Genomic DNA, 22,948 nt, shown 5'->3' on the forward strand with positions numbered 1-22,948 from the left:
GAAATTAGAAACGGGCTGGGGCGGCAGGATTCGAACCTGCGAATGCCGGTACCAAAAACCGGTGCCTTACCACTTGGCGACGCCCCAGCAGCGAGGCGCCCCTATAGCGGCCTCGCGGCTGAAGGAAAGACCCGCTTCGGTTTCCGAAGGTCGGACAGCCGGTCGCTGGCGCGCACGGAGCGGCCAGACCAGTCAGGCAGCCCCGATCAGCCTAGAGAATCGAGGCGCGCGCGCACCGCTTCGGCCTGGGCCATGATGTTGGTGACAAGCTCCTTGCAGGTCGGAATGTCGTGCACAAGCGCCTGGCTCTGCCCGCTCGACCAGATGCCGCCGTCCATGTCGCCCTTGGCATAGACCAGTTCGCGCCCGCGCGCGCCGGCCATGAGGTGCTTCACTTCTTCGAAGGTGGTGTCGGGATTGCGCTGGATCGCGGCGACTTCTTCGGACACCGCGTTGCGGGCCACGCGCGCCGTGTTGCGGAACGGCCGACCCACCAGGACGGTGTCGAGTTCGGTATTCTCGACGATCTGCCGCTTCACGTTGGGGTGGATCGCGGCTTCCTGCGTCGCGCAGAACCGCGTGCCCATGTTCACCGCATCGGCCCCCAGCGCCAGCGCCGCGACGAGGCTGCGGCCGTCGGCCATGCCGCCGCTGGCGACGATCGGCGTGTCGGGCAGCGCGTCGACCGTCGCCGGAAGCAGCACCACCAGGCCGACGTCGTCCTCGCCCGGGTGACCGGCGCATTCGAAACCGTCGATGCTGATGACGTCGACACCCTTGCGCACCGCGCTTTCCGAATGGCGCACGCTGGTGCACTTGTGGATCACCTTGACCCCCGCTTCCTTGAAGGCGGGCAGGTGATCGGTCGGCGCGCGGCCGGCCGTCTCGACGATCTTGAGGCCGCTCTCGATGATCGCCTCGCGGTATTCGTCATAGGGGATGGGATTGATCGAGGGCAGAAGCGTGAGGTTCACGCCGAACGGCTTGTCGGTCAGGCCGCGGACCTTGTCGATCTCCTCCTTCAGCGCGGCGCCGCTGGGGAACATGTGCGCGGTAATGAAGCCGAGCGCGCCGGCTTCCGCGACCGCGGCAACCAGTTCGCCGTATCCCACGCCGGTCATCCCGCCCATGAGGATCGGCGTCTCCACTCCGAACATTTCCGTGATCCGCGTCCTGAACGCCATCGCCCGCTCCCTGCCTGCTCGCTTTACGTTTGCGTCAACCTTACGCGATGGGCGCGGCAGGGCAAGCGAATTGCCGCCGGCGGCGGGCGGTTACGCCGGACTTCCGACGCAGGCCGCCGCCTCTTCCGGATGCGAGTAGAGGATCATCTGTCCCGCCGACACGATGACGTGGCAATCGGCCCGGGGGAGGAGCCGGGTGAAATAGCGGCGCGAGATCTGCGGATCGTGGAGCACGAAATGCCGCCCGAACACCAGCGTGTAGTGATCGGTCCGTCCCTTCGGGTGCGGTTCCCAGCCCTTGGCCCAGGAGACGTTCTCGACGATGTAGCCCGCGAGGTTGCCGCGCAGGGGCGCCACGGCAAGGAGATAATCCTCCGCGACGCGCGGATCGTCGAGCGCCTTCAGGTCCGGTTCGCTTTCCGCGAAGGACCGGCGCATCCCGACGACGATCCGTTCCGGGGTCGCGTAGCGCAGGAACAGCCCGATGAGCAGGCGGATGGAATTGGGGCTTCGCGCATAGCGGCGCTTGAGCGCGCCGAGCGGCCCGCGGTCGACCGGCGACTGCTGAATCGGAGGGGTCGGGTTGAACAGGATCGCACGCTCGACGCGCGCCCCCAGGTGGTCGGTGAAGAAGAACGCGCCCTGTCCCGTCCCCCGGCTCACCAGGGTGATCCTGTCGATGCCTTCCGCGTCCATCACCGCGGCAAGATCGCGCGCAGCTTCGGCGAAATGGGCATCGACGTCCTGCGATGGTGCCTCGCTGGTCCCGCCGAAACCGGGCCTGTCGACGACGAGCACCTGCCAGCCCTGACGGTTGAGCCGGCGCACGAAGCGGGTCGGGGGATGGCGGCAGCAGATCGAGCTGTGAAGCAGGACGACGGCCGGCGCACCCCTGTCGCCGAAGACGGAATAGGCTACTTTCCGGCCGCCCTCGACAGTCACTTCGGCATGGCGAAGCGCGGGAACGGGGTCGAGCGCGCCGTCGGGCCGGTCGAGGAAAGATTCGGCAACGTTGGATGCCTGTGCGAGCACGCAGCTGACTTCGGCCGCCGATGCGACATCGAGCCGCTCGTAAATGTCGGCAAGAAGAGCCTTCACCGTCGCGAGAGACATCCCGCTCGCACGGGCGATGCCCTTGCGCGGGGTGCCGCCGGCGATCGCGCGGGCGACCGACAGGTGGCGCGGTCCGATCTGGAGTATGTCGGCGACCGTCTCGTCGACCGGCTTGAAGTCGGTGGACCGCGGCCCGAACATGATCATCAGGAGGTGCTCGACCGTTTCGGCGAGATTGCGGGTGCCGAACTTGGCGCGAAGCCGCATGACCGCATTGCGCGCGGGAACCTTGCCGAGCCGGGCCGCCGCGGTCGCCCTCTCGAAGTCGCCGTACTCGGCCAGCGCCTTCGCAAGCGCGGTTTCCACCGTCGACAGCCCGTAGCCTTCGGCGACGCGGCCCATCGCCACTTCCCACGCGGGCTCGGCAAACCGGAGAACCAGCGCCAGCGGGAGCGGATGATCCGACGCGACGCCGCACGCGCTCGCCCACCCGTCCCCCAGTGCCTTTCCGGCGACCAGGAAAAGGTTTCCCCGCCCCGGCCAGCCGTCACCCCAGTGCCTCGGCAACAGGCGGCAACACCGGCCTGGCCCGAGCAGGTCGAGCAGTTCCTCGCAGTGCCAGGGAGACAAGTGCGCTGCGTCCTCCGAGGAACCGAGCACGACTGCACGCGGCCCCGGCAGGATCGCCGTGATGTGAAATTCCCCGACCCCCATCGGCGAACTGGTGCGACAAAATCGAAGTCCGGGCAAGTATATGGATGGCTTCGATTTTCCCGGGAAGCGATCGACGTTCCGCCTTTGCTGCCGGTCGGCGGGGCGGGGGACTGGTCAACGGGCAATCGGCAGGAACCGCTGCCTGCAACGTGCGCCCTTGGCCGGAGCTGCTCGCACCCCTATGCACGCGGACTTTGGCGGCTACCTTCGACAGGCGACCGCCGCTCGATTCCGATCCCGAGGAAGGCACACACACCGGTGGCAGACCGTACCTTGACGATCCTGATCCATGTCGCTGCCGCCGGTATCGCCGCCGCCCTGCCCGCGCCGCTTTCCGCCGAGCCGCAGGATGATGAGGCGCCGGCGATCGTGGTGACCGGCAACGGCCTTCCCGACACGCCCGCCACCCCGGCATACGACACGCAGGTTCTCGACCGCGAAAGGCTTGTCGCGACCGGGTCCGGCCGCATCGAGGACGCCCTTGCAGCGGTTGCCGGATTCCAGCAGTTTCGCCGCTCCGACAGTCGTTCCAGCAATCCCAGCGCACAGGGCGTGACGCTCCGCGCCCTCGGCGGCAACGCCACCAGCCGGGCGCAATTGCTGCTCGACGGGGTTCCGATGAGCGATCCGTTCTTCGGCTACATACCGTTCAGCGCCATCGCGCCCGAGCGCCTCGCCAGCGCGAGGGTCACCCGCGGCGGGGGGTCGGGTCCGTTCGGCGCGGGTGCGCTGGCGGGGACCATCGAACTGTCCAGCGCCGACGCGCAGACCCTCGGTCCGCTCGGTGGCCAGGCGCTGGTCAACGATCGCGGAGAAACCGAAACGAGCATTGCGATGGCGCCCCGGCTGGGTGCGGGCTTTGCGGTCCTGTCCGGGCGGTGGGACCGCGGCGACGGGTTCGTGACCACGCCGGCCAGCCAGCAGGTCCCTGCGACGGCACGCGCGGCTTACGACGCCTGGTCGATCCAGGCCCGCGGCGTGGCTCCGCTTGGCCCGAACGTCGAATTGCAGGCGCGCGCGCTGGCCTATCGCGACGAGCGGACCTTGCGCTTCGACGGGGCTGATTCGTCGACCGCAGGCCAGGACGCGTCCGTCCGCGTGGTGGGCCGCGGGTCGTGGCAGTTCGACGGCCTTGCCTACATCCAGGCGCGCAACTTCACGAACGTCGTCGTCAGCTCGACCAGCTTTCGCCCCGTCCTCGACCAGCGCAATACCCCTGCCACCGGCCTTGGCGGCAAGCTAGAGGTCCGGCCGCCGACCGGCGATTCGAACGTGCTGCGGATCGGAATGGATTACCGCAAGGCGAGCGGGCAGCTTTACGAAGACGCGATCAATGCCGGGACCGGGACGGTGACGCAGCGCCGCGATGCGGGGGGGGCGAACACTGACCTCGGCTTCTTTGCAGAGAACGACCTCAGCGTCGGCAGCGTGACCCTGACCGGCGGGCTGCGGGCGGATCGCTACACGATCCGGGACGGCTTTTACCGCGCGCGGAATAGCGCGGGGATGACCCTCGTCGAGGAGAGATACCCCGATCGCGCCGGCTGGCAGACCAGCCTGCGTGCCGGGGCGGTGCTTCGCGCAGGAGCCGGCTTGCGGCTACGGGCGGCTGCCTACACCGGATTACGGCTTCCGACGCTCAACGAGCTCTACCGGCCCTTCACCGTCTTTCCGGTGACCACCCAGGCCAATGCGGGGCTGCGTCCCGAGCGCCTGAAGGGGTTTGAAGCCGGGATCGACTTCAGCCCGGCCGCGAACATCGACCTGTCGTTCACCGCGTTCGACAACACCGTCGAGCGCGCGATCGCCAACGTGACGATCGGACCGAACTTGCGGCAGCGCCGGAACATCGACGCGATCGAGGCCCGTGGCATCGAGGCGAACGCGGGGCTGACGATCGGACCCATCCGTTTCGACGGCGCGCTGGCCTACACCCGCGCGCAGGCGCGCGGCAGCGGGGCAGCGGCCGCGCTTGATGGCAACCGCCCGGCCCAGACCCCGCGCCTGTTTGCCGGGGGAACGCTGGCCTGGCGGCCGTCGGAACGCACTCTGCTGGCGCTCACCCTGCGGCACGTCGGGGCGCAGTTCGAGGACGATCTCGAGACCGACCGGCTGACGGGCGCCACAACGGTCGATGCATTCGCCCGCGTGCCGGTCGACCGGCGCATCGCCTTCATCGTGCGCGGCGAGAACCTGGCCGACTCGGCGATCGTTACCCGAAACCAGGGCGGCTCGATCGACCTGGGGGCACCGCGCACGGTCTGGGCAGGGCTCGAAATCGCGCTCTAGGGTGCTTGGCGCCCCGCCTCGCTGATCCGCCGGGCGATTGATAACTCGGTCATAAGTTCGTGGTATCGCGACCCGATGAAAAGGCGCCAGGCTCTCGGACGCGCGTTCGCGCTGCTCGTGCTCGTCGCGGTTCCAACCAGCATGTTGCTGGTCGTCATGCAAATCAGGGGCGAATTTGAAGAGAACCGCGCTCTGCGTGCATCGGTCGAACAGTCGACCGACGCGCGACAGGACCTGCTCAAGCTGCTGTCGGACCTCCAGGAAGTCGAAGCCGGCCAGCGAGGCTACGTCGTCTCGCGGGATCCACGCTTCCTCGCGCCTTTCGTGGAAGCGCGGGCGCGCATCGCCCAGCGATTTGCCCAGGACGGCCCGGCGGGCCGGTCGGCTCCCGAACTCGATCGGATCGAGGATTTGTCGCGACGCAAGATCGCGTTTGCCGAGCAGACCATCGACCTCGTCGCAAAAGGGCGCATCGAGGCCGCGAGGATGCTGATCGCCGATGGCGAGGGCAAGCGCCTGATGGATATCATCCGGACGGATATCCAGCGCCTCGACCACGCCGAAGAGGCCCGGCTGGCGGTACTGGCGGATGCCCGGGACAGGAACCGCGAACGAGCCGAACGGCTCATCAACGGCGCGCTTGCCAGCCTCGCGGCGCTTTTGGTTGTCCTCTCATTCACGATCTGGCGGATGCTTCATCTGCGGCAGGCTGCGCTCGACCGCGTACGCGGCCTCAGCGCGCGCAACCGCGCGATCTTCGACGGTGCGGTGGACGGAATGGTGGTCCTCGATGACGAAGGGTACATCCGCGAAGCCAACCCGAGCATGACCCGGCTTTTCGGTTTCGCGAATTCCGAACTCATCGGGATGCACAACACGTCGCTGATGGCATCCCCCCCTCCCCTCGACGAAAGCATTGCCTGGCTTCGCCATGTCGGATCGGCGGGCGCGGAGGGATCGGGCCAGCAGCAGGAATTCATCGGCCGGCGGGCTGATCGTTCGACCCTCGCAGCGGATGTCTCGATCAGCCGGGTAGGCGATGGGGACGAAGTGACCTTCGTGGCCGTCATCCGCGACGTGACCGAGCGCAAGCGCATCGAGGGCATGAAGACGGAGTTCGTCTCCACCGTCAGCCACGAGCTGCGCACGCCGCTGACCTCGATCGGCGGATCGCTGGGCCTGCTGGCTGCCGGCGCGGCCGGCCCGCTGGAAGAGAAGGTCGCCCGGCTCGTTTCCATCGCACACAGCAACTGCGAGCGGCTGATCCGCTTGATCAACGACATCCTCGACATCGAGAAGATCGAATCGGGCAAGATGCAGTTCGATCTTCGGCGGATGTCGCTGGCGCCGCTGCTCCAGCGGACCGCACAGGCCAATCGCGCATTCGGAGACGCGCACGCGGTGGCGATCGAGCTTTCGATGCCGCCCTGGCCCGTTGCGGTGATGGGCGACCCGGACAGACTGGAGCAGCTTCTGACCAACCTCGTGTCCAACGCCGTCAAGCACTCACCGGCGGGCGAAACCGTTCACATTGCGCTGGAGACGGCAGGGGGACGCGCGCGCATCGAGGTTCGCGATCGCGGCGACGGCATCCCGGAAGACTTCCGCGACCGCATTTTCGGGAAATTCGCGATGGCCGATGGATCGGACAGCCGGCGGCGCGGGGGCACCGGGCTCGGGCTCGCGATCGCCAGGGAAATCGCGGTGTCCCACGCCGGTTCGCTGGGGTTCGCCGATCGGGAAGGCGGGGGCACGGTGTTCGCGGTCGAGTTGCCGCTGGCGGAATGCGAAGACGTCTGCAACGCGGACAAGCCCGATACCGGCCTGCCCCTCCTGCTGCATCTCGACGACGACGCGGACTGCCTCGCGGTCGTGGCCAGCGCCTTTTCGGGCAAGGCATCGGTCATCTCGGTGAGTTCGCTCGCCGACGCCCGCCAGGAAATCGGCGGCCGTGACCTTTCCGGGGTAATCGTCGACGTCGTGGTCCCACCTGACAATGGGCTCGACCTCATCCCGGGGCTGCGCGCTTCGGCCCCCGATCTCCCGATCATCGTGTTCACCGCGCTTGACGATATCGGCAAAGCGGATGATGTCGACGCGGTGCTGATCAAGAGCCGTAACGCCGTCGAGACGCTCGTCGAAACGACCATGGCGCTCGTCGCGCGCGCGGACCGGAAGGCCGCATGACCCGCATCCTGTACGTCGACGACGAACCCGACATTCGCGAGATTGCCGAATTGTCGCTTTCGCTCGACCCGCACTTCGAGGTCCGCACCGCGGAAAGCGGCCCGCAGGCGATCGAACTGGCGAACGACTGGCGGCCCAGCCTCATCCTGCTCGACGTCATGATGCCGGGTATGGACGGGCCCGAAGTGCTAGACCGGTTGCGCAGCGACCCCCTTACCGCTGCCATACCGGTGGTGTTCGTCACCGCCCGCGCTCAGCGGAGCGAAATCCAGAACTTCCGAACGCTCGACGCGATCGGGGTGATCGCCAAGCCGTTCGACCCGATCACCCTGGCAGCCCAGGTGCGCGCGTTCCTGTGAACGACATCGTCCAGGCAAAGCTTGCTGAACTGGGCCGGCGTTTCGCCGCCCAGGCGCCCGAAAGGCGCACCGCGCTGCGCGCCGCGCTGGACGAAGGTGACCTCCCTGCTCTCGCCACGCTCGCCCACAGGCTCGCAGGGAACGCCGGGATGTTCGGGTACCCCGCGATCAGCGAAGCCGCCTTTGCGGTGGAACAGGCGATCGACGAGGAACGCGACCCGACCGAACCCGCGGCGGTTCTTATGGACCTGCTCGGCGCGGTCTAGCCGGTCGGCGCGGTCGCGAAGCCCTTGCGGGTCATCGTCCCCCAGCCCTGCTGCTTGCGCAGGAACTGCCACCATCCCTGGATGCGCCACACGTTCGACAACTGGCGATAGCCGAAGTTCTCGATCACCGCGATCGCGGCGAGGATCGGAATGGCACCCGCCCGCGGAAAGCGGCGCAACTGGATTTCCTCGAGGATGAGCGTCGCAACGCTCACGAAAATGCCGAACGTGACGGTTACCGACAGGAACGCCAGCAGCCACGGCAATGCGAGCAAGCCGAGGCCATAGAGCAACGGCACGAGCAGGTACCCCAGCACCTCGACGAGCGGGCCGATCACGTCCACCAGCAGGATCTGCCCGAAACCGATCATGCCGATCCGCCCGTATCGCGGATTTAGGCACATCGCCCGGTGCTTCGCGAAGCATTCGAGCGCGCCGCGCTGCCAGCGGCTGCGCTGGCGGCCGAGGACCGCCAGGTCCTCCGGGCACTCGGTCCAGCAGACCGGCTCGGCGATGAACTCGATGCGGTACGGCTTTTTCTGGTCGCGCATATGGCGGTGGAGCTTGACGACGAGTTCCATGTCTTCGCCGACGGTCGCGTGGCTGTACCCGCCCACTTCGACCACGCGCTGCCGGTTGAACAGCCCGAAGGCCCCCGAAATGACGGTCAGCACCTGCATCTTGCCCAGCGCCAGCCGGGCCATCAGGAACGCCCGCAGGTACTCCATGATCTGCACCAGCGCGAGAAAGTTGCGCGGCAGACGGATATCGACGACGCGCCCCGAATCGATCGTGCAGCCGTTGGCTATCCGGATGGTTCCCCCGGCGGCGATCGTCAGGTCGGGATCGTCGATGAACGGCCGGACGACGCGCAGCAGTGCATCGGGTTCGAGAATGGAATCGGCATCGATCGCGCAGAACAGCGACGTGCGGCAGGCGTTGATTCCCGCGTTCAGTGCGTCGGCCTTGCCGCCGTTGTCCTTGTCGATGACGAGAAGGCGCGGCTGCGCCGGGTTGGCGTAGAACGCGCGGATTCGGGCGTGCGACAGCGCGTCGTCGACGAACCGTTCGACCCGCGTCAGGCCGAACGCGGCAACGAGCCTGTCGAGGGTGCCATCCTTCGACCCGTCGTTGATCAGCAGGATTTCGAAGTCGGGATATTCGAGCGCGAGCAGCGAGCGCACGCTTTCGACCACCGTCAGCTCCTCGTTGAAGGCCGGCGCGAGCACGGTGATCGGCGGGGCTTCGCCCGAATACCGGCGCCAGAGCGTCGCTCCCCGCGGGACGGGCGGCCGGTTCGATAGCGCGAAGGCGGCATAGCCGAGCTGGACGACATAGAAGCCGACCTGCAGCAGACCGGTAACGATCACGACCAGCGCAATCGTTTCCGCAGCACCGATCATCCAGTCCTGCGCCCAATGGGGTGAGGCGATCATGTTGCCCCCTGCTCGGCCATGATCGTCGTTGCCGCCGCGCGGGCGGCCGGGCGACCATCCGAAGCCGCCTTGCGAAGCGCCGCGCGGCCGGCAGAACCCAGCCGCATCAGTGCCTCACCGGCGCGGAAGCGCACCCACCACTGCCCGTCGTCCAGAAGTTCGGAAAGGCGCGGTACCGCAGTGACCAGCGCCGCGCGACCGGCAGCTTCCGCCGCCGTCGTTCGCACCGGCCAGGATTCGCTGTCGAGCCCCGCCAGGATGGCCTCGTGGGCTGAGGGATGCCCGACCTTGCCGAGCGCCCGCAAGATGCGGGGACGGAGATCGCCTTCCTCTTCCGACGCTTCTGCCATCCATGCAATCAGCGGGGCATGATCGACCGCGGCGCTGTCTGCCAGCGCGTCGGTGGCCGCCAGCTTGGCTGCGTCGGGTATCTCGAAATCATAGAGCAGCGCGGCGACGGCATGGGGATCGCTGCGCGCAAGGTCGCGCATGAGCGAAACGACGAGCAGCGACCGTTCGGTCGATCCGATGCCGAGACGTCGGACCAGCTCGCCGACCGGCGGCGCCCGGCCTTCGTGCGCCAGGGCCAGGGCCGCGCCCAGCCGCACGTCGGCATTCTTGTCGCCTAGCGCGACCTTCGACACGGTCCCCTCGTATTGCGGGAACATCGCCAGCGCCTCGGCCGCGATGAGGCGGTCCTGCGACGCGCGCGAGCGAAGCCGCCTGGCCAGTTCCTTGCCCGCCCCGGCCTGCGTCGCTGCGGCGATGAAACCCTCGCGGTCGTTGCCCCGAACAAGCTCGGCAAGTTCCACGGTGAGGTCGGCCGCAACCCTGCGAAACAGCCGCGACCGCTCGACCTCGGCTGGCTGGCCGCGCAGCATCGAAGGAAGCAACCGCAGCCGGATGTCTTCGCGGCGCCGCTCCAGCCGGTCCCTCGCTACCCTGGCCAGCAGCAAGGCAGAGATTGCCAGCAGGGCGACCGCCGACAAGAGCAGGGAGAACTCCCACAGGAAGACAAGCTTCCCGGTCATAGCCGGGCCTTGAGCGCGAGCCGGAACTCGGTGCGTTCGCTTGCCCCCGCCCGCCATTCGCGGGAGAGCGATCCGCCGACCGAAAACCGGGCACCGAGCGGTGCCCCGATGCCGCCGAAAAGCGCGCTGGTGCGGCTGACAACGCCGAGATCGACATCCGGTCCGTTCGCCGCGCCAGCGTAGATGCGCCAGCGGCTCCGCGGCTCGTGATCGAACCGCAGCAACGCGCCTGCTCTCAGGGGGCCGCCGTCCGTTACCACGCCGATGCCGCGTGCCGTAATCCAGGTATGCCCCGCCGCGAGATATCGCACGACCCCGGGATTGATCGTCACCACGTCCTGCAGCGGGTATCGCTGGAAAGCGCCATCGAGCGTGAGCACGGTGGACCTGTCGTCGGCAAGGCGCAGGTCGAACCCGCCGCCGATGCCGAATTGCGGCCGGAAGTCTGCTTTCGGGGTACCCCCGGCATGCGCGCGCAGCCACAGGTCGCGGGTCGGGTGAAATCCCGCCCGCAGTTCCATCTCCACATCGGCAAGACCGAAGCGCCGATAATGGCTCAGACGACCGCCGGCGGTTGCGGACCCGACCGGAAGCGCGATGTCGAGCGCGGCCTCGCTCCAGTCTGCCGCACCGTCTGTGAGCACGCTCGCCGCGCCTTCGATCGTCATGCTTGCGCCCTCGCCCGCATCGCCAGAGGCGAGGCGGCGCGTGCGTACCTGCTCGAGCCCGGCCGCGGCATCGGCGTACGAGGGCGCCGTCCGCAGGACCGCCCGAAAACCGGCTTCCGCTGCATCGAGCCGTCCCAGCGCCAGATCGGCCAGGGCAAGTTGCAGCCGGGCGTCGAGGTCGCCGGGGTTCTCGGCCAGCCATTGCTCAAGCAGCACCCGCGCATCTTCCGGCCGTCCGTCGAGCCGCGCCGCGACCGCAGTCTCGTATTCGTTGCGGTCCGAAGCGGCGGCGGCCGCGGTTGCGGTCCAAAGCGCCAGCGCCGCAAGCAGCGCCCGCGTAAACAGGCGCGCCGTCATGCCTGGCTTCCGGCGAGCAGGCGCGCGAGGCGCACGAGCAGCTCTTCCGGCAGAAAGGGTTTCACAAGATAGTCGTTCGCGCCGAGTTCAAGCGCACCAATCACGTCGGCCTCGCCGCGCCGGGCGCTCAGCATGATGACGGGGGTGGCGGCATGCCGCTCGCTCGCCCGCATCCTGCGCAATACCTCGAGGCCGTCGTGGACCGGCATCATCATGTCGAGCACCACCGCCTGCGGGTTCGCGTCGTCGAGTTTGGCGAGCGCCTCGCGCCCGTCGCGCGCGACCACCGTTTCGTACCCGCGGGCCGACAGCCGGAACACGAGCAGCTCGGTTAGAAGCGGCTCGTCGTCGGCGATCAGAACGGTTGCGGGCGCTGCGTTTGACATGGCGCATCCAGTTGCGGCCAGCGTGGTTAAGAACCGGATAATTCTCCCCCCGGGAGACTACCTGTCGCCGGGCTGGTGCCGATCCCCGAGGAGCACGGCAGACCCGATCCCCAGCTTACGATCATATTTCGAGACTTATCGAATTATCGCTTGACGTATACGCCAGAGAGCTTATTTCGATGATCATGGAAATGAAGTCGTCATCTGCGGTCGACGCCCTGGCGTCCCTCGCGCACGAGAACCGGCTGGCGATCTTTCGCCTGCTCGTTCAGGCGGGCAAAGCGGGGCTGCCCGCGGGCGCCATCGCCGAACGGCTCGGCATTCCGAACTCGTCGCTCTCGTTCCACCTTGCCCACCTCAACCGGGCCGGCCTGGTCGGGCAGAAACGGCAGGGCCGGTCGCTGATCTACACGGCCGACTATGCGAGGATGGACGCGCTCGTCGGCTTTCTCATGGAAAACTGTTGCGAAGCCGCAGCTTGCGCGCCGGCGGCAGACGGCGACGTCAGCGCCCCAGCTTTACGGAAGGGACTTACCACATGAAGCGCCTGCACGTTCACCTCGGTGTCCACGATCTCGCCCGCTCGATCCGGTTCTACACCACCTTGTTCGACGCCGAGCCGACGGCGGTGAAGGCGGACTATGCGAAGTGGATGCTCGACGATCCGCACGTCAATTTCGCCATCTCCGCCAGCAACGCTCACAAGGGCGTCGAGCACCTTGGCATCCAGGTCGAGAGCGAAGCCGAACTGGGGGAGGTCTATTCCCGGCTGAAGCGAGCGGACCGCCCGGTGCTCGAGGAAGGCGCGACGACCTGCTGCTATGCTAAGTCCCGGAAGAGCTGGATCGCCGATCCGCAGGGCGTGGCGTGGGAAGCCTTCCTCACCAATGGAGAGGCGACCTTGTACGGCGACAGTCCAAACCTCACGGCGATCGCTGCCCACCAGGCAAAATCGGCGTGCTGTCAGCCGGACAAGGCGCCCCAGATCGCTTGCTGCGGGTAATCCTTCGGTCGGCCGGGTTCTGATCGTTCGGGCAGACGCCGGGTTTGCGAAAGGTCAGGCGGGCGACCCGAGGGCCCTGTCCAGCACGACGTGAATACGGTTACGCCCGCCCCCGCGCTCGTACCGGATCTCCTTCGCCCAGGCCTTGACGAGTTCGAGGCCGACACCGCCCCCGGTCTCCGGGTCGGGGCCTGAGAATGCGGTCCGGGCGGTCGGGTCGAAGGCCGGGCCATCGTCCTCGAGGACGACTTCGATCGATCCCTCGCCCTGAGTGCGGATCACCAGCCCGACCGAAAGCGCACCGCCGACGCGCCCATGCCGCGCGCTATTGGCGATCAGTTCCTCGACGACGACCATGAATCTGGCCCGGGAATCCTCGCCGAGCGCGGAGTCCTGCGCGAAGTCGCTCGCGGCGGCCAATGCGGCGGCGATCACCGCGCCCGGATCTTCGCCCTCCGCAAGGTCTGCCAACATCTCTTTCACGTAAGGCATCCGGTATGGTAGCATCGCTGTCGCGGGTGGGGAGTGGCAACATGACGAAGCGCATCATCATTTCCGCCATGGCAGCGATTGCGACGTGCGTGTTTTCGCAGCCGGCATGGGCCGAGATCGGACGCGTCCGAAGCCTCGTGGGCGAGGTCAAGATCATCCGCGATGGCCGGCCCATCACCGCCGCATCCGGCGTGAAACTCGAACAGGGCGACGTGATCTCGACCGGCAGGAACGGCAGGGTCGGGATCACCTTCCTCGACAATTCCCGCGCCGCACTGGGGCCAGGCACCGAAGTGGCACTCGACGAGTTCACCTACGACCGGGCGCGGCAGACCGGATCGTTCGTGACGCGAGTCAACCGCGGCTCTCTCGGCGTGGTGTCGGGGAACATTGCCCGCTCGCGCCAGGACGCCATGCGCGTCCGCACACCCACCTCGACGTTGGGCGTGCGGGGCACCCGGTTCGTAGTCGAGGTCAAGTAATGGTGCGCCGCATAGCCACCGCCGCGCTCGTGCTGGCCTTGGGCGCTTGCGCGACCACGGATCGGGTCACCCTGCTCGAGGGCGAGGCGGGCCATCCTGTCGGCGCCATCGCGGTGCTGGGCAAGGATGGCACCGAAACCGTGCTCGATGCGCCCAGAATGCAGGCCCTGCTCGGAAGCGAAACCGCACGGGTTCGCACCGTCGACAAGCTCGATGCTGCGATCGGTCCTCTCATGGACAGCCTGCCCTTGCCGCCGGCCAGCTTCACGATCACCTTTCCCAATGCCGGCGCACGCATTCCCGGCGACCAGATGCAGGTTCTCGAGAAGATTCGGACGGAGCTTGCCCGTCGTCCCGGCGCGCAGATCGAAGTGGCCGGTTTTACCGATTCAACCGGTACCGAGGAAAGCAACAACGAACTCTCCCGGCAACGCGCGCTGGCGATCACGCAGGAGCTGCGCGATTCCGGCTTCGAAATTGCCGACGAAGACGCAGTCGGCCGCGGCGAATACGAAGCCAGGGCCGCGCTGGGCGACAATGTTGCCGACGAGAGCTATCGCAGGGTCGACGTCATCATCCGGTGACCGGCCTCACGAGGTCCGGCCGCGATAGCGCAGGGTGAAGATCGTAAGGTCGTCACTCGGCTCGGTATCTCCCTCGAACGCGCGTACGCGCGCCGCAAGGTCCGTCGCGCGCTCAGCGGCGGGCATATCGCCTTCGTCCCTGAGGGCGGCGATGACACCATCGATGCCGTACATCGTCTGCCGGTCGTTCTCGGCCTCGGTTGCCCCGTCGGTGATCAGAACGAGAGTATCCTTCTCCAGCAGAGCGAAGGATTCCTCGGCATAGGGAAAATCCATCACGCAGAAGGGCGGCCCGCCGACCATCTCCAGTACCTCCACCTCTCCATCGGCGCGAACCACCAGCGGATTTTCGTGCCCGGCATTGACCAGGGCCAACGTACCACTGTTACAGTCGAGCGTGCCGAGGATCATGGTCAGGCCCATTTCCTCGTCGGCCTGGGTCATCAGGTCGCGATTGAGCGCGGCAGCGGCGGCCCCCAGATCGTCCCCACCCCGACTCAGGAAACTTGCCGACAGGGCCTTCGAAAGCGCCATGAACAGGGCCGCCGGCACGCCCTTGCCGGTGACGTCCCCGACCAGGAACAACAGCCGGTCTGCGTCGATCATGACGGCTTCGTAGAAATCACCGCCGACCGATCTCGCGGACTCCAGGATCGCCCCCACGCCCACCCTCGGATCGAGGTCGGCCAGCTTTTCAGGGCCCGGGACCATGCCCTGCTGGATCCGCCGCGCCGCATTGAGCTCGCCCTCTTTTTCCGCGCTCGCCACCCGCTCCTCGACAAGCGCCGCTGCGAGCCGGGCCCGCTCGCTGCGTGCAAGTGCATGGAGCGTCACCCACAGCGCAACCGCTCCGCAAAGGCCGATGAGGACCGGACGGATCGGATCGAACACGACGTTGGCTTCTACGAAAGACAGCCAGGACACCAGCGGAATGGCCAATGCGACGAGCAAGGCGGCGCCAAGCAGGCGATAGCGCCGCGTCTCCCCGGCAATCAGGACAAGCAGCAACAGGAAAAGCCCGGCCGCGGCTTCCAGCCACAGGGTCCAGGAAGGGCGGGACAGCCAATCGCCCTCGAGGATGGCATCCACCGCCTGCGCCTGGACGTAGACGCCGAACGTCTCCGAAGCCAATGGCGTGGCGACGATGTCGACCGCACCTTCTGCCCCGAGGCCGACCAGAACTACCTTGCCGGCAAAGGCGTCGGGGGGGACCTGGCCGGTGATCACGTCCACTGCCGAATGGACTGCGTCGGGGGGAAATGCCCCGAAGCGCAAGGGAAGGCTGCCGCTGTCGTCCACGGGCAGGCGCATCGCGCCGAGTTGCATCGCTCCGCCCTGCCAGGCCAAGTGCGGAGCCCCGGCGGCCAGCCGCGCCAGTTCGACCGCCATCCCCGGCATCGGTCGATCGTCGACCATGATGCTGAGAGGAATCCTCCGGACGACCCCGTCTTCGTCCGGAGGGCCGTTGATGAAGCCGTGCGCAAGCGCCACGTCGTCGAGCTGCGGAATGCTGGTGAGAGCTTGGGGCGATCGCAACGTGCCGGTCGGCGGCTGCCCCTGGACGGCCGGGTCGACCATCAGCTGCGCGGGATCCGTGCCTTCCCCCTGCACACCCAGACGGGCCAGCAGGACCGGCGCGGCGCCGAAGACCGAAGCCAACTCGTCGTCCGCGGTCGGCAGCCGGTTGAGTTCCTCCACGGTCGCCCGTTCCAGTTCCGGATAGAGCGAGCTGAAGACCCGCGGGCTGAGCGCATCGGGCTCGGCAAAGATGATGTCGATGCCGATGGCGACGGGGCGCTGCCGGGCAATTTCCCCGGTCAGCCGCGCGACGTAGTAGCGCGACCACGGCCACGATCCGATCTCGCCGATGCTGGAGCTGTCGATCAGAACGACCGCGACATTCTCGGTCCCGATCGCGCGCGGGGCGCTCCGCTGCCAGATATCGGTGAGCGTCCGGCGCGGAAGGTCGCCAGCCAGAAGACCGAGGATCGCTCCCAGCAGACCTCCGAGCAGGACCGCCGTACCGACGGTGTGGCGAGAGCGGATGTCAGACTTCGATGCAGAGGCCATCATGAGCACAGATGACCTCGAGAGGGGCGTCGTCGCGAGTCAGTTCCTCGTAGCGGATCGTTTCGCGGTACATCCGCTGGATGTCGGCATCGCTGTAGGTCGGTTCGTGGTGGAACAGGGCCAGCCTTTGCGCGCGCGCCGCGTGGCACAGATCGACGGCGACGATATTCGACGAGTGCCCCCAGTCCTCCTTCATCGAAACGGTGTCCGCCAGCGAATACATCGTGTCGCAGACCACCAGGTCGGCCGCTTCGAAAAAGCCCACCACGTCGGCTTCGCCGTGCATGAGGTCGATCTTGTGCTCGCTGTCGGTCGAATAGACCGCCACCTTTCCCCGATCGTCGCGAAAGCGATAGCCGTAGCTCGAATGCGAATGATGCTGCTCTATCAGCGACACGTCCAACCTGCCGATGCGATATTCGCGGCCGGTTTCCAGGGTGCGAAACGCAATGTCGGCCTTGAGCCAGTCGAATGGGACGGGAAAAGAAATCTCCTCCTGCTGGCGGCGCAGGGCCTCCTCGGCATCGGCATGGCCGGCGTGGATCACGATCTTCGCACCTGCCAGGAAGGCCGGCACGAAGAACGGGAAGCCCATGATATGGTCCCAGTGCAGGTGGGACAGGAAGAAGTGATACTCTTGCGGCCTGCCCTCGGCGTTGCAGCGGCGCAGGCTGTCGAGGCCGAACTCGCGCAGCCCGGATCCCATGTCGCAGATAACGAAAGGGCCAGCGCCGAGGTCGATCTCGACGCAGCTCGTGGCCCCGCCGTAGGTCTTTCCGACGGCAAATTCGAGTTCCCCCTCGACAAAGGCGCGCGCGGCGGCCTCGCTGGCGAAGGACCTGCCGTTGGCGGCGAAGAGTGCGCGGGAAACCTTTTCGGCAATGGTCGAGGCGTGCGGCGCCACCGGGAGAGATCCCCGCGTTCCCCAGAACCGAATATGCATAGCCCCCTCCCGTAAGGGTTCAGTCGTCCTGCGCCGCCTCGATTGTTTCGGTGACGGTGAAAATCCGATCATATCGGCTGATCGCCAGTATCTCGCGCATCGTCGGATTAGGGCGGGCGAGCACGATCGTCGTCCCGCACTCACTGGCGCGACGCTGCGCCAGGGTGAGTGCCCGCAGTCCGCGCGAGGACATGTAAGCGATCCCTTCGAGATCGAGTATCATCGTGTCCCGGCACGTTTCCGCAAATTTACTCAGGCGTTCGGCAAACTCCGCAGCCGTCGCCTCATCGACCCGTCCAGCGGGCGCGACGAGTGAAGCGTTGCCGCGCTCTTCGAACGCCCAGGCAATTTCACCACTACCCATGCCTCTGGCTAGCGCCCTCCGGCATATTTTCCAAGTCGGCGTCATGATCGGTGCCAGCGGCCCGCAGGCAGCCGGGGCGCTCGCCCCCCGCGATGAGGATCTCACCGCGCCGGCTATCGCCAGCCTCGAGCCGCGAGACACTTGCGTGACTGCAAGAGCGTAGGGCGGGTGGCTGGCGGAGGAGGTGGTCAGCTGCGAACCGCTCTCCCCTTCAAATTCCCAGATCCACGGGAATTTACAGGGAACTTTGCGAAATTAGCGTCTTGCATCTGCTGATGCAGCGACCCGGAAGCGCAGAAAACCGCCATTCTGCGCGCGTAATTCCCTAGAATTGGAACAGGGAATTTCCGGATGCGTCGTCGGAAATTCCACGCTCGGTGAGGGCAAGACCATGCGCTCCGATAAAGAAGTTTCTTTCTCGGCTAACATCTTGAATCGCAATCGCCGTGAATCCAAATCCGCCAAGTCCTTCGAGGAAGCAGCACCGCGCTCAAGAGATCACAGCAGCAATTCCCAGCCGCTTGCGGGGTAGTGAGGTGACGTCCGGAGAGGCTAGGATGGGGCGCATAGCGGACGAGGAGGAACTGGGCCGGATGTCGAAAGACCGGTTCGAGATGAGAAAACCGTAGAATCGCGCTTCGGCTGGATCCCCCGACCTTCTCTATCGCGGCTTTCGAAATATCCATGCGATATCACGATAACCCGCCCATAGTGGAGGGATCCCCTCTGCTCCCTCGAAGCATCTAGCGATTACCGCCTCCCGGCCGCCCGCCGCCATCAGGCTGACCAGTTCCTGTCCGAAGGGGTCGTCGACGAAACGTCCGTCGGCAAGATGCCACAGCCACGCGTCGAACCCCCTCGCGATCGCCCGGCTATTGATCCCCGTGCCGGACAATGCGCGAGCGGTGTCGAGCCAGCGTTGCGGTATCTTCTGCGTGCCGTCCATCGCGATCTGCGCGAGACGGTGGCGTAGAGTCGGATCGGCAAAGCGGGCGATCAGCTCGTCGGCATACGTGCCCAGATCCTGGCCCGCAGTCGCCGGGATCGTCGGCATTGCCTCGCGGCGCATGAGCCGCTCGGCCAAGTGGCGCAACTCGGGATCGGCCACCGCTTCGTGGATGAAATCGTGACCCGCGCGAAGCCCGCAGTAGGCAAGGAGCGAATGCGCGCCGTTGAGCATACGCAGCTTGGCGGTCTCGTATGGCGCCACATCATCGACCATCTGGACGCCGTGGCATTCCCACGCCGGCCGGGGACCGGCGAAATCATCCTCGATCACCCACTGACTGAATCGTTCGGTGAAGACGGCCCCGGCGTCGTGCAGACCGATCCTGGCCTCCAGATCTTCCAGGTCTTCCGGTCCGCTTCGCGGCACGATGCGGTCGACCATTGTCGAGGGCACGCGGCATTCACGGTCGAACCATTCGCGCAAGGCGGGGTCCTCCGCTTCCAGCCACTGGCGCACCAGGCCTGCTAACACGCCGCCGTTGTCGGCGAGGTTGTCGCACGGCAGCAAGGTCACGCCCGGCAGATCCGCCGCACGCCGCGCGGCCAGTCCCCGAGCCAGAAGCGGATAGAAGCTCTCGCTTGCCCGGGACGGATCGAGCCGGTCGCCCTCCCCCCGCGCGTACCCTTTCTCGGTGACGGTGAAAGAGACGATGCGGCAGGCCGGGTCGGCGATCCGGGCAACCACCCGGTCCGACTGCCGGGGCGCGAAGAGCACCTCCCGGACCGAGCCGACCAAGCGGATAGAAGCAGAATCGCCGCTGCGTTCGGTCAGCGTGAACAACCCGTCTTGCGGATCAAGCTGGTCCGCGACCGCGGTCGAACGGAGCGATACCCCGCAGATGAGCCAGTCGCGCTCGCCCGCGGACAGGGCGAGGTCGGTGTACCAGGCCTGATGCGCCCGATGAAAGGCACCGATGCCGAAATGGACGATCCCGATCGCCTGCTCGTCGCGGTCGTAATTTCCTCGTGTGATCTCAGCCGAGAGACCTGCGGCAGTCTCGGAATTCAGTCTCACAGGCGGTAGGCTCGCTTCACGAGATTGTACGCGAGGTCGCGGGCCGTCTCCGCTGCTTCCCAATCTTCCATGCGATGCTCTGCCACCAACTGGGCAAGGAAACCGCAATCGATGCGTCGCGCGACGTCGTGCCGGGCGGGGATCGAAAGGAAGGCCCGCGTGTCATCGTTGAAGCCGACGGTGTTATAGAAACCTGCAGTCTCGGTCGTCATCAGGCGAAAGCGGCGCATCCCTTCGGGGCTGTCGTGGAACCACCATGCCGGCCCCAGCTTGAGGCAGGGATAATGCCCCGCCAGCGGCGCGAGTTCGCGCGCGTAGCTGCTTTCGTCGAGCGTGAAGAGAATGATCGAGAGATTCGCCTCGTTTCCGTACCTGTCCAGCAGCGGGCGCAGCGCTGTCACGTAATCGGTGCGGGTCGGGATATCCGCTCCCTTGTCGCGGCCGAACATATCGAAAAGCTGGCGATTGTGGTTGCGGAACGAACCCGGATGGATCTGCATCACCAGCCCGTCGTCAAGGCTCATCCCGGCCATTTCAGTGAGCATCTGGGCCCGGAACAGCTCCGCGTCCGCGGCGCTTGCATCGCCGTTCTTGACCCGGTCGAACAGGGCCTCGGCTTCCGTGAATGACAGGTTGGCGGTAGCGGCGCTGGGATGGCCGTGATCGGTTGAAGTCGCGCCCATCGTTGCGAAGAACGCCCGGCGCTTGCGGTGCGCCGCGAGGTATCCGGTCCACGACGAGCAGTCCTCGCCCGTCAGCTCGGAAAACCGCGCGAGGTTGCCGGTGAACCCTTCGAAATCGGGATCGACGACCGGGTCCGGGCGGTAGGCGGTGATCACCCTCCCGGTCCACCCGCTTTCGCGGATTTCTTGATGATGCTCGAGCGTGTCGAGCGGGCTTTCGGTCGTTGCCAGCAGTTCGATGCCGAAACGTTCGAACAGCGCGCGCGGACGGAACTCCGCGCGCTGAAGCGCCTCGGTGATCGTGTCGAAATAGAAGTCGGCGGTCTCGCCGTCCAGCCGGACATCGATGCCGAAGGCCTCGGCGAAAACCCAGTCGAGCCACATCCGGCTCGGCGTGGCGCGGAAGAGGTGAAAGTTTTCGGCCAGGATGCGCCAGGCCGCGCGCGGGTCGGCAGAATACCCGCCGATGCCGAGATCCTCCAGCCGCACACCTCGCGAATAGAGCATCCGGAATAGGTAATGATCGGGGACGAGCAGCAATTCGGCGGCATTCCCGAACGCGGCATTGACGGCAAACCATTCGGGATCGGTGTGCCCGTGCGGACTGATGATCGGCAGGTCCGCCACCTCGCGATAGAGTTCGCGCGCGATCGCGCGGGTTGCCGGTTCGGCGGGGAACAGCCGGTCGGGATGCAGATTGAGCGGGCGAGGCATGGCTAATCCTTCACAGGCGGACCGGCAGCGGACGATCGTCTCTCGTTGCCGCTATCCAGCATTTATGGTAACCGGTGTCAAAGACGGGGTTTGCACGGATTCCCGGTCAAATCAACCTTCCGCTGAAAGCGGGGAAACCGGACGTTATGGTCGGATCTGCCTCATCCAACGCACTGACGGTCGATTATTGGCTGTGCCACGCCGACGACACGGTCGGAATCGCGCTTGAACCTCTGCCAAGCGGGCGCGAAGTGTCCCTGGGCGGGCGGCGCGTGATCCTGCGCGACGCGATCCCGGCTGGACACAAGTTTGCCCTGCTCGACCACTCCGTCGGGGAAGCCGTGGTGCGATACGGCGAGGCGATCGGGCTGGTAACCGTCGCGGTTCAGGCCGGACAGCACGTCCATTCTCACAACCTCGTGACCGCGCTCGTCGGGGAGCGTCGGTACGATCCTGCGGCATCGCCGGACTCGTCGGTAGAGGGCCGCCCTCTCGGTCAATGGCTTGGCTATCGACGGGCAGACGGGCGCTATGCCACCCGCAACGATATCTGGCTCCTGCCCACCGTGGGCTGTGTCGCACCGCTCGTCGAGACAGTCGCGCGCGAAGCGCAGGTGCGCCATGAGGGTAAAGTGGACGCGATCGTCGGGTTCGGACATCCGCATGGTTGCTCGCAGTTGGGAGATGATCTCGCGGGGACGCGGGCGGCTTTGGCGGCCTTGTGCGACAATCCCAACGCAGGAGGGGTGGTTCTCATCGGCCTCGGCTGCGAATCCAACCAGCTCGACGATCTCGTCGCGCGCGTGCCCGAGCGGAGCCGTTGCAAGGTGCGCATCATGCGGGCGCAGGACCCGGGCGACGAGAAGGCGCGCGCAATGGCGCTGGTCGATGGTCTGGTCGAGGAAATCTCTGGATTGCAGCGTGAAAGTGCGCCTGCCGCGGCGCTGACGGTGGGCCTCAAGTGCGGCGGATCGGATGCCTTCTCCGGCCTCACCGCCAACCCGCTGCTCGGCCGGTTCAGCGACCGTGTCGCGGCGAGCGGCGGACGGCTCGTCCTCACGGAAATTCCCGAGATCTTCGGAGCCGAGGACTCGCTCCTGGCGCGAGCGGACTCCTCCGCCGTATTCGACGCGGCCGGAGCCCTGCTCAACCGCTTCAAGCGCTATTTCCTCGACCAGGGCCAGCCGGTGTCGGAGAACCCCTCGCCCGGGAACATCGCCGGCGGGATCACCACGCTCGAGGAAAAGTCGCTCGGCGCCGTGCAAAAGGCCGGCAAGGCGCCCCTCGTCGACGTCGTCGATTACGGCGGTACCGCCAGCAGGGCGGGCCTCACGCTGCTGGAAGCGCCCGGTAACGACGCGGTCTCCTCGACTGCGCTGGCTGCTGCGGGAGCGACGATGATCCTCTTCACCACCGGACGCGGCACTCCGCTCGGTTTCCCGGTGCCCACCGTGAAGGTCGCCTCGAATTCAGCTCTGGCCCGTTCCAAGGCGGACTGGATCGATTTCGACGCGGGCCGCGCGCTGACTGAGGGTGCGGAAGCGGTGAGCGCCGAGTTCGCCGACTATCTCATGGACATCGCGAGCGGCCGCACGACAGCCGCGGAGCGGAGCGGCCAGCGCGTGATCTCGCTGTGGAAGCGCGGGGTCACGCTCTAGGC

21 protein-coding genes and 1 tRNA gene are annotated in these 22,948 nt (G+C 66.6%); 9 read left to right on the forward strand and 13 right to left on the reverse strand.

Annotation, left to right across the window (positions count from 1 at the left end; translation table 11 throughout):
- Positions 1-15 precede the first annotated feature (15 nt).
- The 3 genes from N0B51_RS05465 to N0B51_RS05475 all read right to left on the reverse strand — a co-directional run bounded on the left by N0B51_RS05465 (position 16) and on the right by N0B51_RS05475 (position 2,951).
- Positions 16-87, reverse strand: a tRNA-Gln gene (locus N0B51_RS05465).
- Between the two features lie 119 nt (positions 88-206).
- Entirely contained in the window at positions 207-1,184 is a 978-nt protein-coding gene (locus N0B51_RS05470; RefSeq protein ID WP_259961237.1) for an NAD(P)H-dependent flavin oxidoreductase, read from the reverse strand.
- 90 nt (positions 1,185-1,274) lie between these two features.
- Positions 1,275-2,951, reverse strand: coding sequence for an alpha/beta fold hydrolase (locus tag N0B51_RS05475; RefSeq protein ID WP_259961238.1), 1,677 nt, complete (start codon positions 2,949-2,951; stop codon positions 1,275-1,277).
- 258 nt (positions 2,952-3,209) lie between these two features.
- Between N0B51_RS05475 and N0B51_RS05480 the strand changes: the two genes are divergently transcribed.
- The 4 genes from N0B51_RS05480 (at position 3,210) to N0B51_RS05495 (ending at position 8,052) form a co-directional block, all read left to right on the forward strand.
- On the forward strand, positions 3,210-5,240 hold the full coding sequence (locus N0B51_RS05480; protein WP_259961239.1) for a TonB-dependent receptor: 2,031 nt from the start codon (positions 3,210-3,212) through the stop codon (positions 5,238-5,240).
- Positions 5,241-5,315: 75 nt separating this feature from the next.
- Positions 5,316-7,427 (forward strand): sensor histidine kinase, encoded by a 2,112-nt coding sequence (locus N0B51_RS05485; RefSeq protein ID WP_259961240.1) that lies wholly within the window; start codon positions 5,316-5,318, stop codon positions 7,425-7,427.
- Positions 7,424-7,786: a response regulator gene (locus tag N0B51_RS05490; protein ID WP_259961241.1), complete on the forward strand. Its 363-nt coding sequence runs from the start codon at positions 7,424-7,426 to the stop codon at positions 7,784-7,786. Before N0B51_RS05485 ends, N0B51_RS05490 begins: the two co-directional genes overlap by 4 nt.
- Positions 7,783-8,052, forward strand: coding sequence for an Hpt domain-containing protein (locus N0B51_RS05495; RefSeq protein ID WP_259961242.1), 270 nt, complete (start codon positions 7,783-7,785; stop codon positions 8,050-8,052). Before N0B51_RS05490 ends, N0B51_RS05495 begins: the two co-directional genes overlap by 4 nt.
- On the opposite strand, the gene N0B51_RS05500 is transcribed toward N0B51_RS05495, so the two are convergent.
- From N0B51_RS05500 to N0B51_RS05515, 4 genes are read right to left on the reverse strand one after another with little or no spacing between them, the layout of a single operon-like run.
- On the reverse strand, positions 8,049-9,488 hold the full coding sequence (locus N0B51_RS05500) for a glycosyltransferase family 2 protein (RefSeq protein ID WP_259961243.1): 1,440 nt from the start codon (positions 9,486-9,488) through the stop codon (positions 8,049-8,051). The two genes, N0B51_RS05495 and N0B51_RS05500, sit on opposite strands and share 4 nt — an antisense overlap.
- Positions 9,485-10,519, reverse strand: coding sequence for a HEAT repeat domain-containing protein (locus N0B51_RS05505; protein ID WP_259961244.1), 1,035 nt, complete (start codon positions 10,517-10,519; stop codon positions 9,485-9,487). Before N0B51_RS05505 ends, N0B51_RS05500 begins: the two co-directional genes overlap by 4 nt.
- Positions 10,516-11,544, reverse strand: a complete 1,029-nt coding sequence (locus N0B51_RS05510; protein ID WP_259961246.1) for a YaiO family outer membrane beta-barrel protein — start codon at positions 11,542-11,544, stop codon at positions 10,516-10,518. The genes N0B51_RS05505 and N0B51_RS05510 overlap by 4 nt, the downstream gene beginning before the upstream one ends.
- Positions 11,541-11,930 (reverse strand): response regulator transcription factor, encoded by a 390-nt coding sequence (locus N0B51_RS05515; RefSeq protein WP_259961247.1) that lies wholly within the window; start codon positions 11,928-11,930, stop codon positions 11,541-11,543. The genes N0B51_RS05510 and N0B51_RS05515 overlap by 4 nt, the downstream gene beginning before the upstream one ends.
- A gap of 185 nt (positions 11,931-12,115) precedes the next feature.
- On the opposite strand from N0B51_RS05515, the gene N0B51_RS05520 reads away from it, so the two are divergent.
- Entirely contained in the window at positions 12,116-12,472 is a 357-nt protein-coding gene (locus N0B51_RS05520) for an ArsR/SmtB family transcription factor (RefSeq protein WP_375545932.1), read from the forward strand.
- Positions 12,469-12,933, forward strand: coding sequence for an ArsI/CadI family heavy metal resistance metalloenzyme (locus tag N0B51_RS05525; protein WP_259961249.1), 465 nt, complete (start codon positions 12,469-12,471; stop codon positions 12,931-12,933). The genes N0B51_RS05520 and N0B51_RS05525 overlap by 4 nt, the downstream gene beginning before the upstream one ends.
- A 54-nt stretch (positions 12,934-12,987) precedes the next feature.
- Here N0B51_RS05525 and N0B51_RS05530 read toward each other — a convergent pair whose 3' ends face one another.
- Positions 12,988-13,407, reverse strand: coding sequence for an ATP-binding protein (locus N0B51_RS05530; RefSeq protein WP_259961488.1), 420 nt, complete (start codon positions 13,405-13,407; stop codon positions 12,988-12,990).
- Between the two features lie 59 nt (positions 13,408-13,466).
- Between N0B51_RS05530 and N0B51_RS05535 the strand changes: the two genes are divergently transcribed.
- Positions 13,467-13,907 (forward strand): FecR family protein, encoded by a 441-nt coding sequence (locus N0B51_RS05535; RefSeq protein ID WP_259961252.1) that lies wholly within the window; start codon positions 13,467-13,469, stop codon positions 13,905-13,907.
- Positions 13,907-14,491: an OmpA family protein gene (locus N0B51_RS05540; RefSeq protein ID WP_259961253.1), complete on the forward strand. Its 585-nt coding sequence runs from the start codon at positions 13,907-13,909 to the stop codon at positions 14,489-14,491. The genes N0B51_RS05535 and N0B51_RS05540 overlap by 1 nt, the downstream gene beginning before the upstream one ends.
- A 6-nt stretch (positions 14,492-14,497) precedes the next feature.
- Here N0B51_RS05540 and N0B51_RS05545 read toward each other — a convergent pair whose 3' ends face one another.
- The 5 genes from N0B51_RS05545 to uxaC form a co-directional block, all read right to left on the reverse strand.
- On the reverse strand, positions 14,498-16,564 hold the full coding sequence (locus N0B51_RS05545) for a CHASE2 domain-containing protein (RefSeq protein ID WP_259961254.1): 2,067 nt from the start codon (positions 16,562-16,564) through the stop codon (positions 14,498-14,500).
- On the reverse strand, positions 16,539-17,465 hold the full coding sequence (locus N0B51_RS05550) for an MBL fold metallo-hydrolase (protein ID WP_259961255.1): 927 nt from the start codon (positions 17,463-17,465) through the stop codon (positions 16,539-16,541). Before N0B51_RS05550 ends, N0B51_RS05545 begins: the two co-directional genes overlap by 26 nt.
- Before the next feature lie 58 nt (positions 17,466-17,523).
- Positions 17,524-17,913 carry an STAS domain-containing protein gene (locus N0B51_RS05555; protein WP_259961256.1) on the reverse strand — a complete coding sequence of 130 codons (390 nt, stop codon included), beginning with the start codon at positions 17,911-17,913 and terminating at the stop codon, positions 17,524-17,526.
- Positions 17,914-18,529: 616 nt separating this feature from the next.
- Entirely contained in the window at positions 18,530-19,891 is a 1,362-nt protein-coding gene (locus tag N0B51_RS05560; protein WP_259961257.1) for a mannitol dehydrogenase family protein, read from the reverse strand.
- The gene (uxaC, locus tag N0B51_RS05565; RefSeq protein WP_259961258.1) at positions 19,888-21,288 is read right to left on the reverse strand and encodes a glucuronate isomerase; all 1,401 of its coding nucleotides are present in this window, start codon (positions 21,286-21,288) and stop codon (positions 19,888-19,890) included. Before uxaC ends, N0B51_RS05560 begins: the two co-directional genes overlap by 4 nt.
- Positions 21,289-21,434: 146 nt before the next feature.
- Between uxaC and N0B51_RS05570 the strand changes: the two genes are divergently transcribed.
- Positions 21,435-22,946, forward strand: a complete 1,512-nt coding sequence (locus N0B51_RS05570; RefSeq protein WP_259961259.1) for a UxaA family hydrolase — start codon at positions 21,435-21,437, stop codon at positions 22,944-22,946.
- Positions 22,947-22,948 lie beyond the last annotated feature (2 nt).

Source organism: Tsuneonella litorea, assembly GCF_025154015.1.
Lineage (GTDB): Bacteria > Pseudomonadota > Alphaproteobacteria > Sphingomonadales > Sphingomonadaceae > Tsuneonella > Tsuneonella litorea.

Bases quoted from the DNA above. Each gene is read 5' to 3' on its own strand.
- N0B51_RS05520 (WP_375545932.1), top strand. From the start codon at position 12,116: ATGGAAATGAAGTCGTCATCTGCGGTCGACGCCCTGGCGTCCCTCGCG.
- N0B51_RS05515 (WP_259961247.1), bottom strand. From the start codon at position 11,930: ATGTCAAACGCAGCGCCCGCAACCGTTCTGATCGCCGACGACGAGCCG.
- N0B51_RS05545 (WP_259961254.1), bottom strand. From the start codon at position 16,564: ATGATGGCCTCTGCATCGAAGTCTGACATCCGCTCTCGCCACACCGTC.
- N0B51_RS05530 (WP_259961488.1), bottom strand. From the start codon at position 13,407: ATGTTGGCAGACCTTGCGGAGGGCGAAGATCCGGGCGCGGTGATCGCC.
- uxaC (WP_259961258.1), bottom strand. From the start codon at position 21,288: ATGCCTCGCCCGCTCAATCTGCATCCCGACCGGCTGTTCCCCGCCGAA.
- N0B51_RS05505 (WP_259961244.1), bottom strand. From the start codon at position 10,519: ATGACCGGGAAGCTTGTCTTCCTGTGGGAGTTCTCCCTGCTCTTGTCG.
- N0B51_RS05485 (WP_259961240.1), top strand. From the start codon at position 5,316: ATGAAAAGGCGCCAGGCTCTCGGACGCGCGTTCGCGCTGCTCGTGCTC.
- N0B51_RS05525 (WP_259961249.1), top strand. From the start codon at position 12,469: ATGAAGCGCCTGCACGTTCACCTCGGTGTCCACGATCTCGCCCGCTCG.
- N0B51_RS05490 (WP_259961241.1), top strand. From the start codon at position 7,424: ATGACCCGCATCCTGTACGTCGACGACGAACCCGACATTCGCGAGATT.
- N0B51_RS05540 (WP_259961253.1), top strand. From the start codon at position 13,907: ATGGTGCGCCGCATAGCCACCGCCGCGCTCGTGCTGGCCTTGGGCGCT.
- N0B51_RS05570 (WP_259961259.1), top strand. From the start codon at position 21,435: ATGGTCGGATCTGCCTCATCCAACGCACTGACGGTCGATTATTGGCTG.
- N0B51_RS05555 (WP_259961256.1), bottom strand. From the start codon at position 17,913: ATGACGCCGACTTGGAAAATATGCCGGAGGGCGCTAGCCAGAGGCATG.
- N0B51_RS05475 (WP_259961238.1), bottom strand. From the start codon at position 2,951: ATGGGGGTCGGGGAATTTCACATCACGGCGATCCTGCCGGGGCCGCGT.
- N0B51_RS05535 (WP_259961252.1), top strand. From the start codon at position 13,467: ATGACGAAGCGCATCATCATTTCCGCCATGGCAGCGATTGCGACGTGC.
- N0B51_RS05510 (WP_259961246.1), bottom strand. From the start codon at position 11,544: ATGACGGCGCGCCTGTTTACGCGGGCGCTGCTTGCGGCGCTGGCGCTT.
- N0B51_RS05470 (WP_259961237.1), bottom strand. From the start codon at position 1,184: ATGGCGTTCAGGACGCGGATCACGGAAATGTTCGGAGTGGAGACGCCG.
- N0B51_RS05500 (WP_259961243.1), bottom strand. From the start codon at position 9,488: ATGATCGCCTCACCCCATTGGGCGCAGGACTGGATGATCGGTGCTGCG.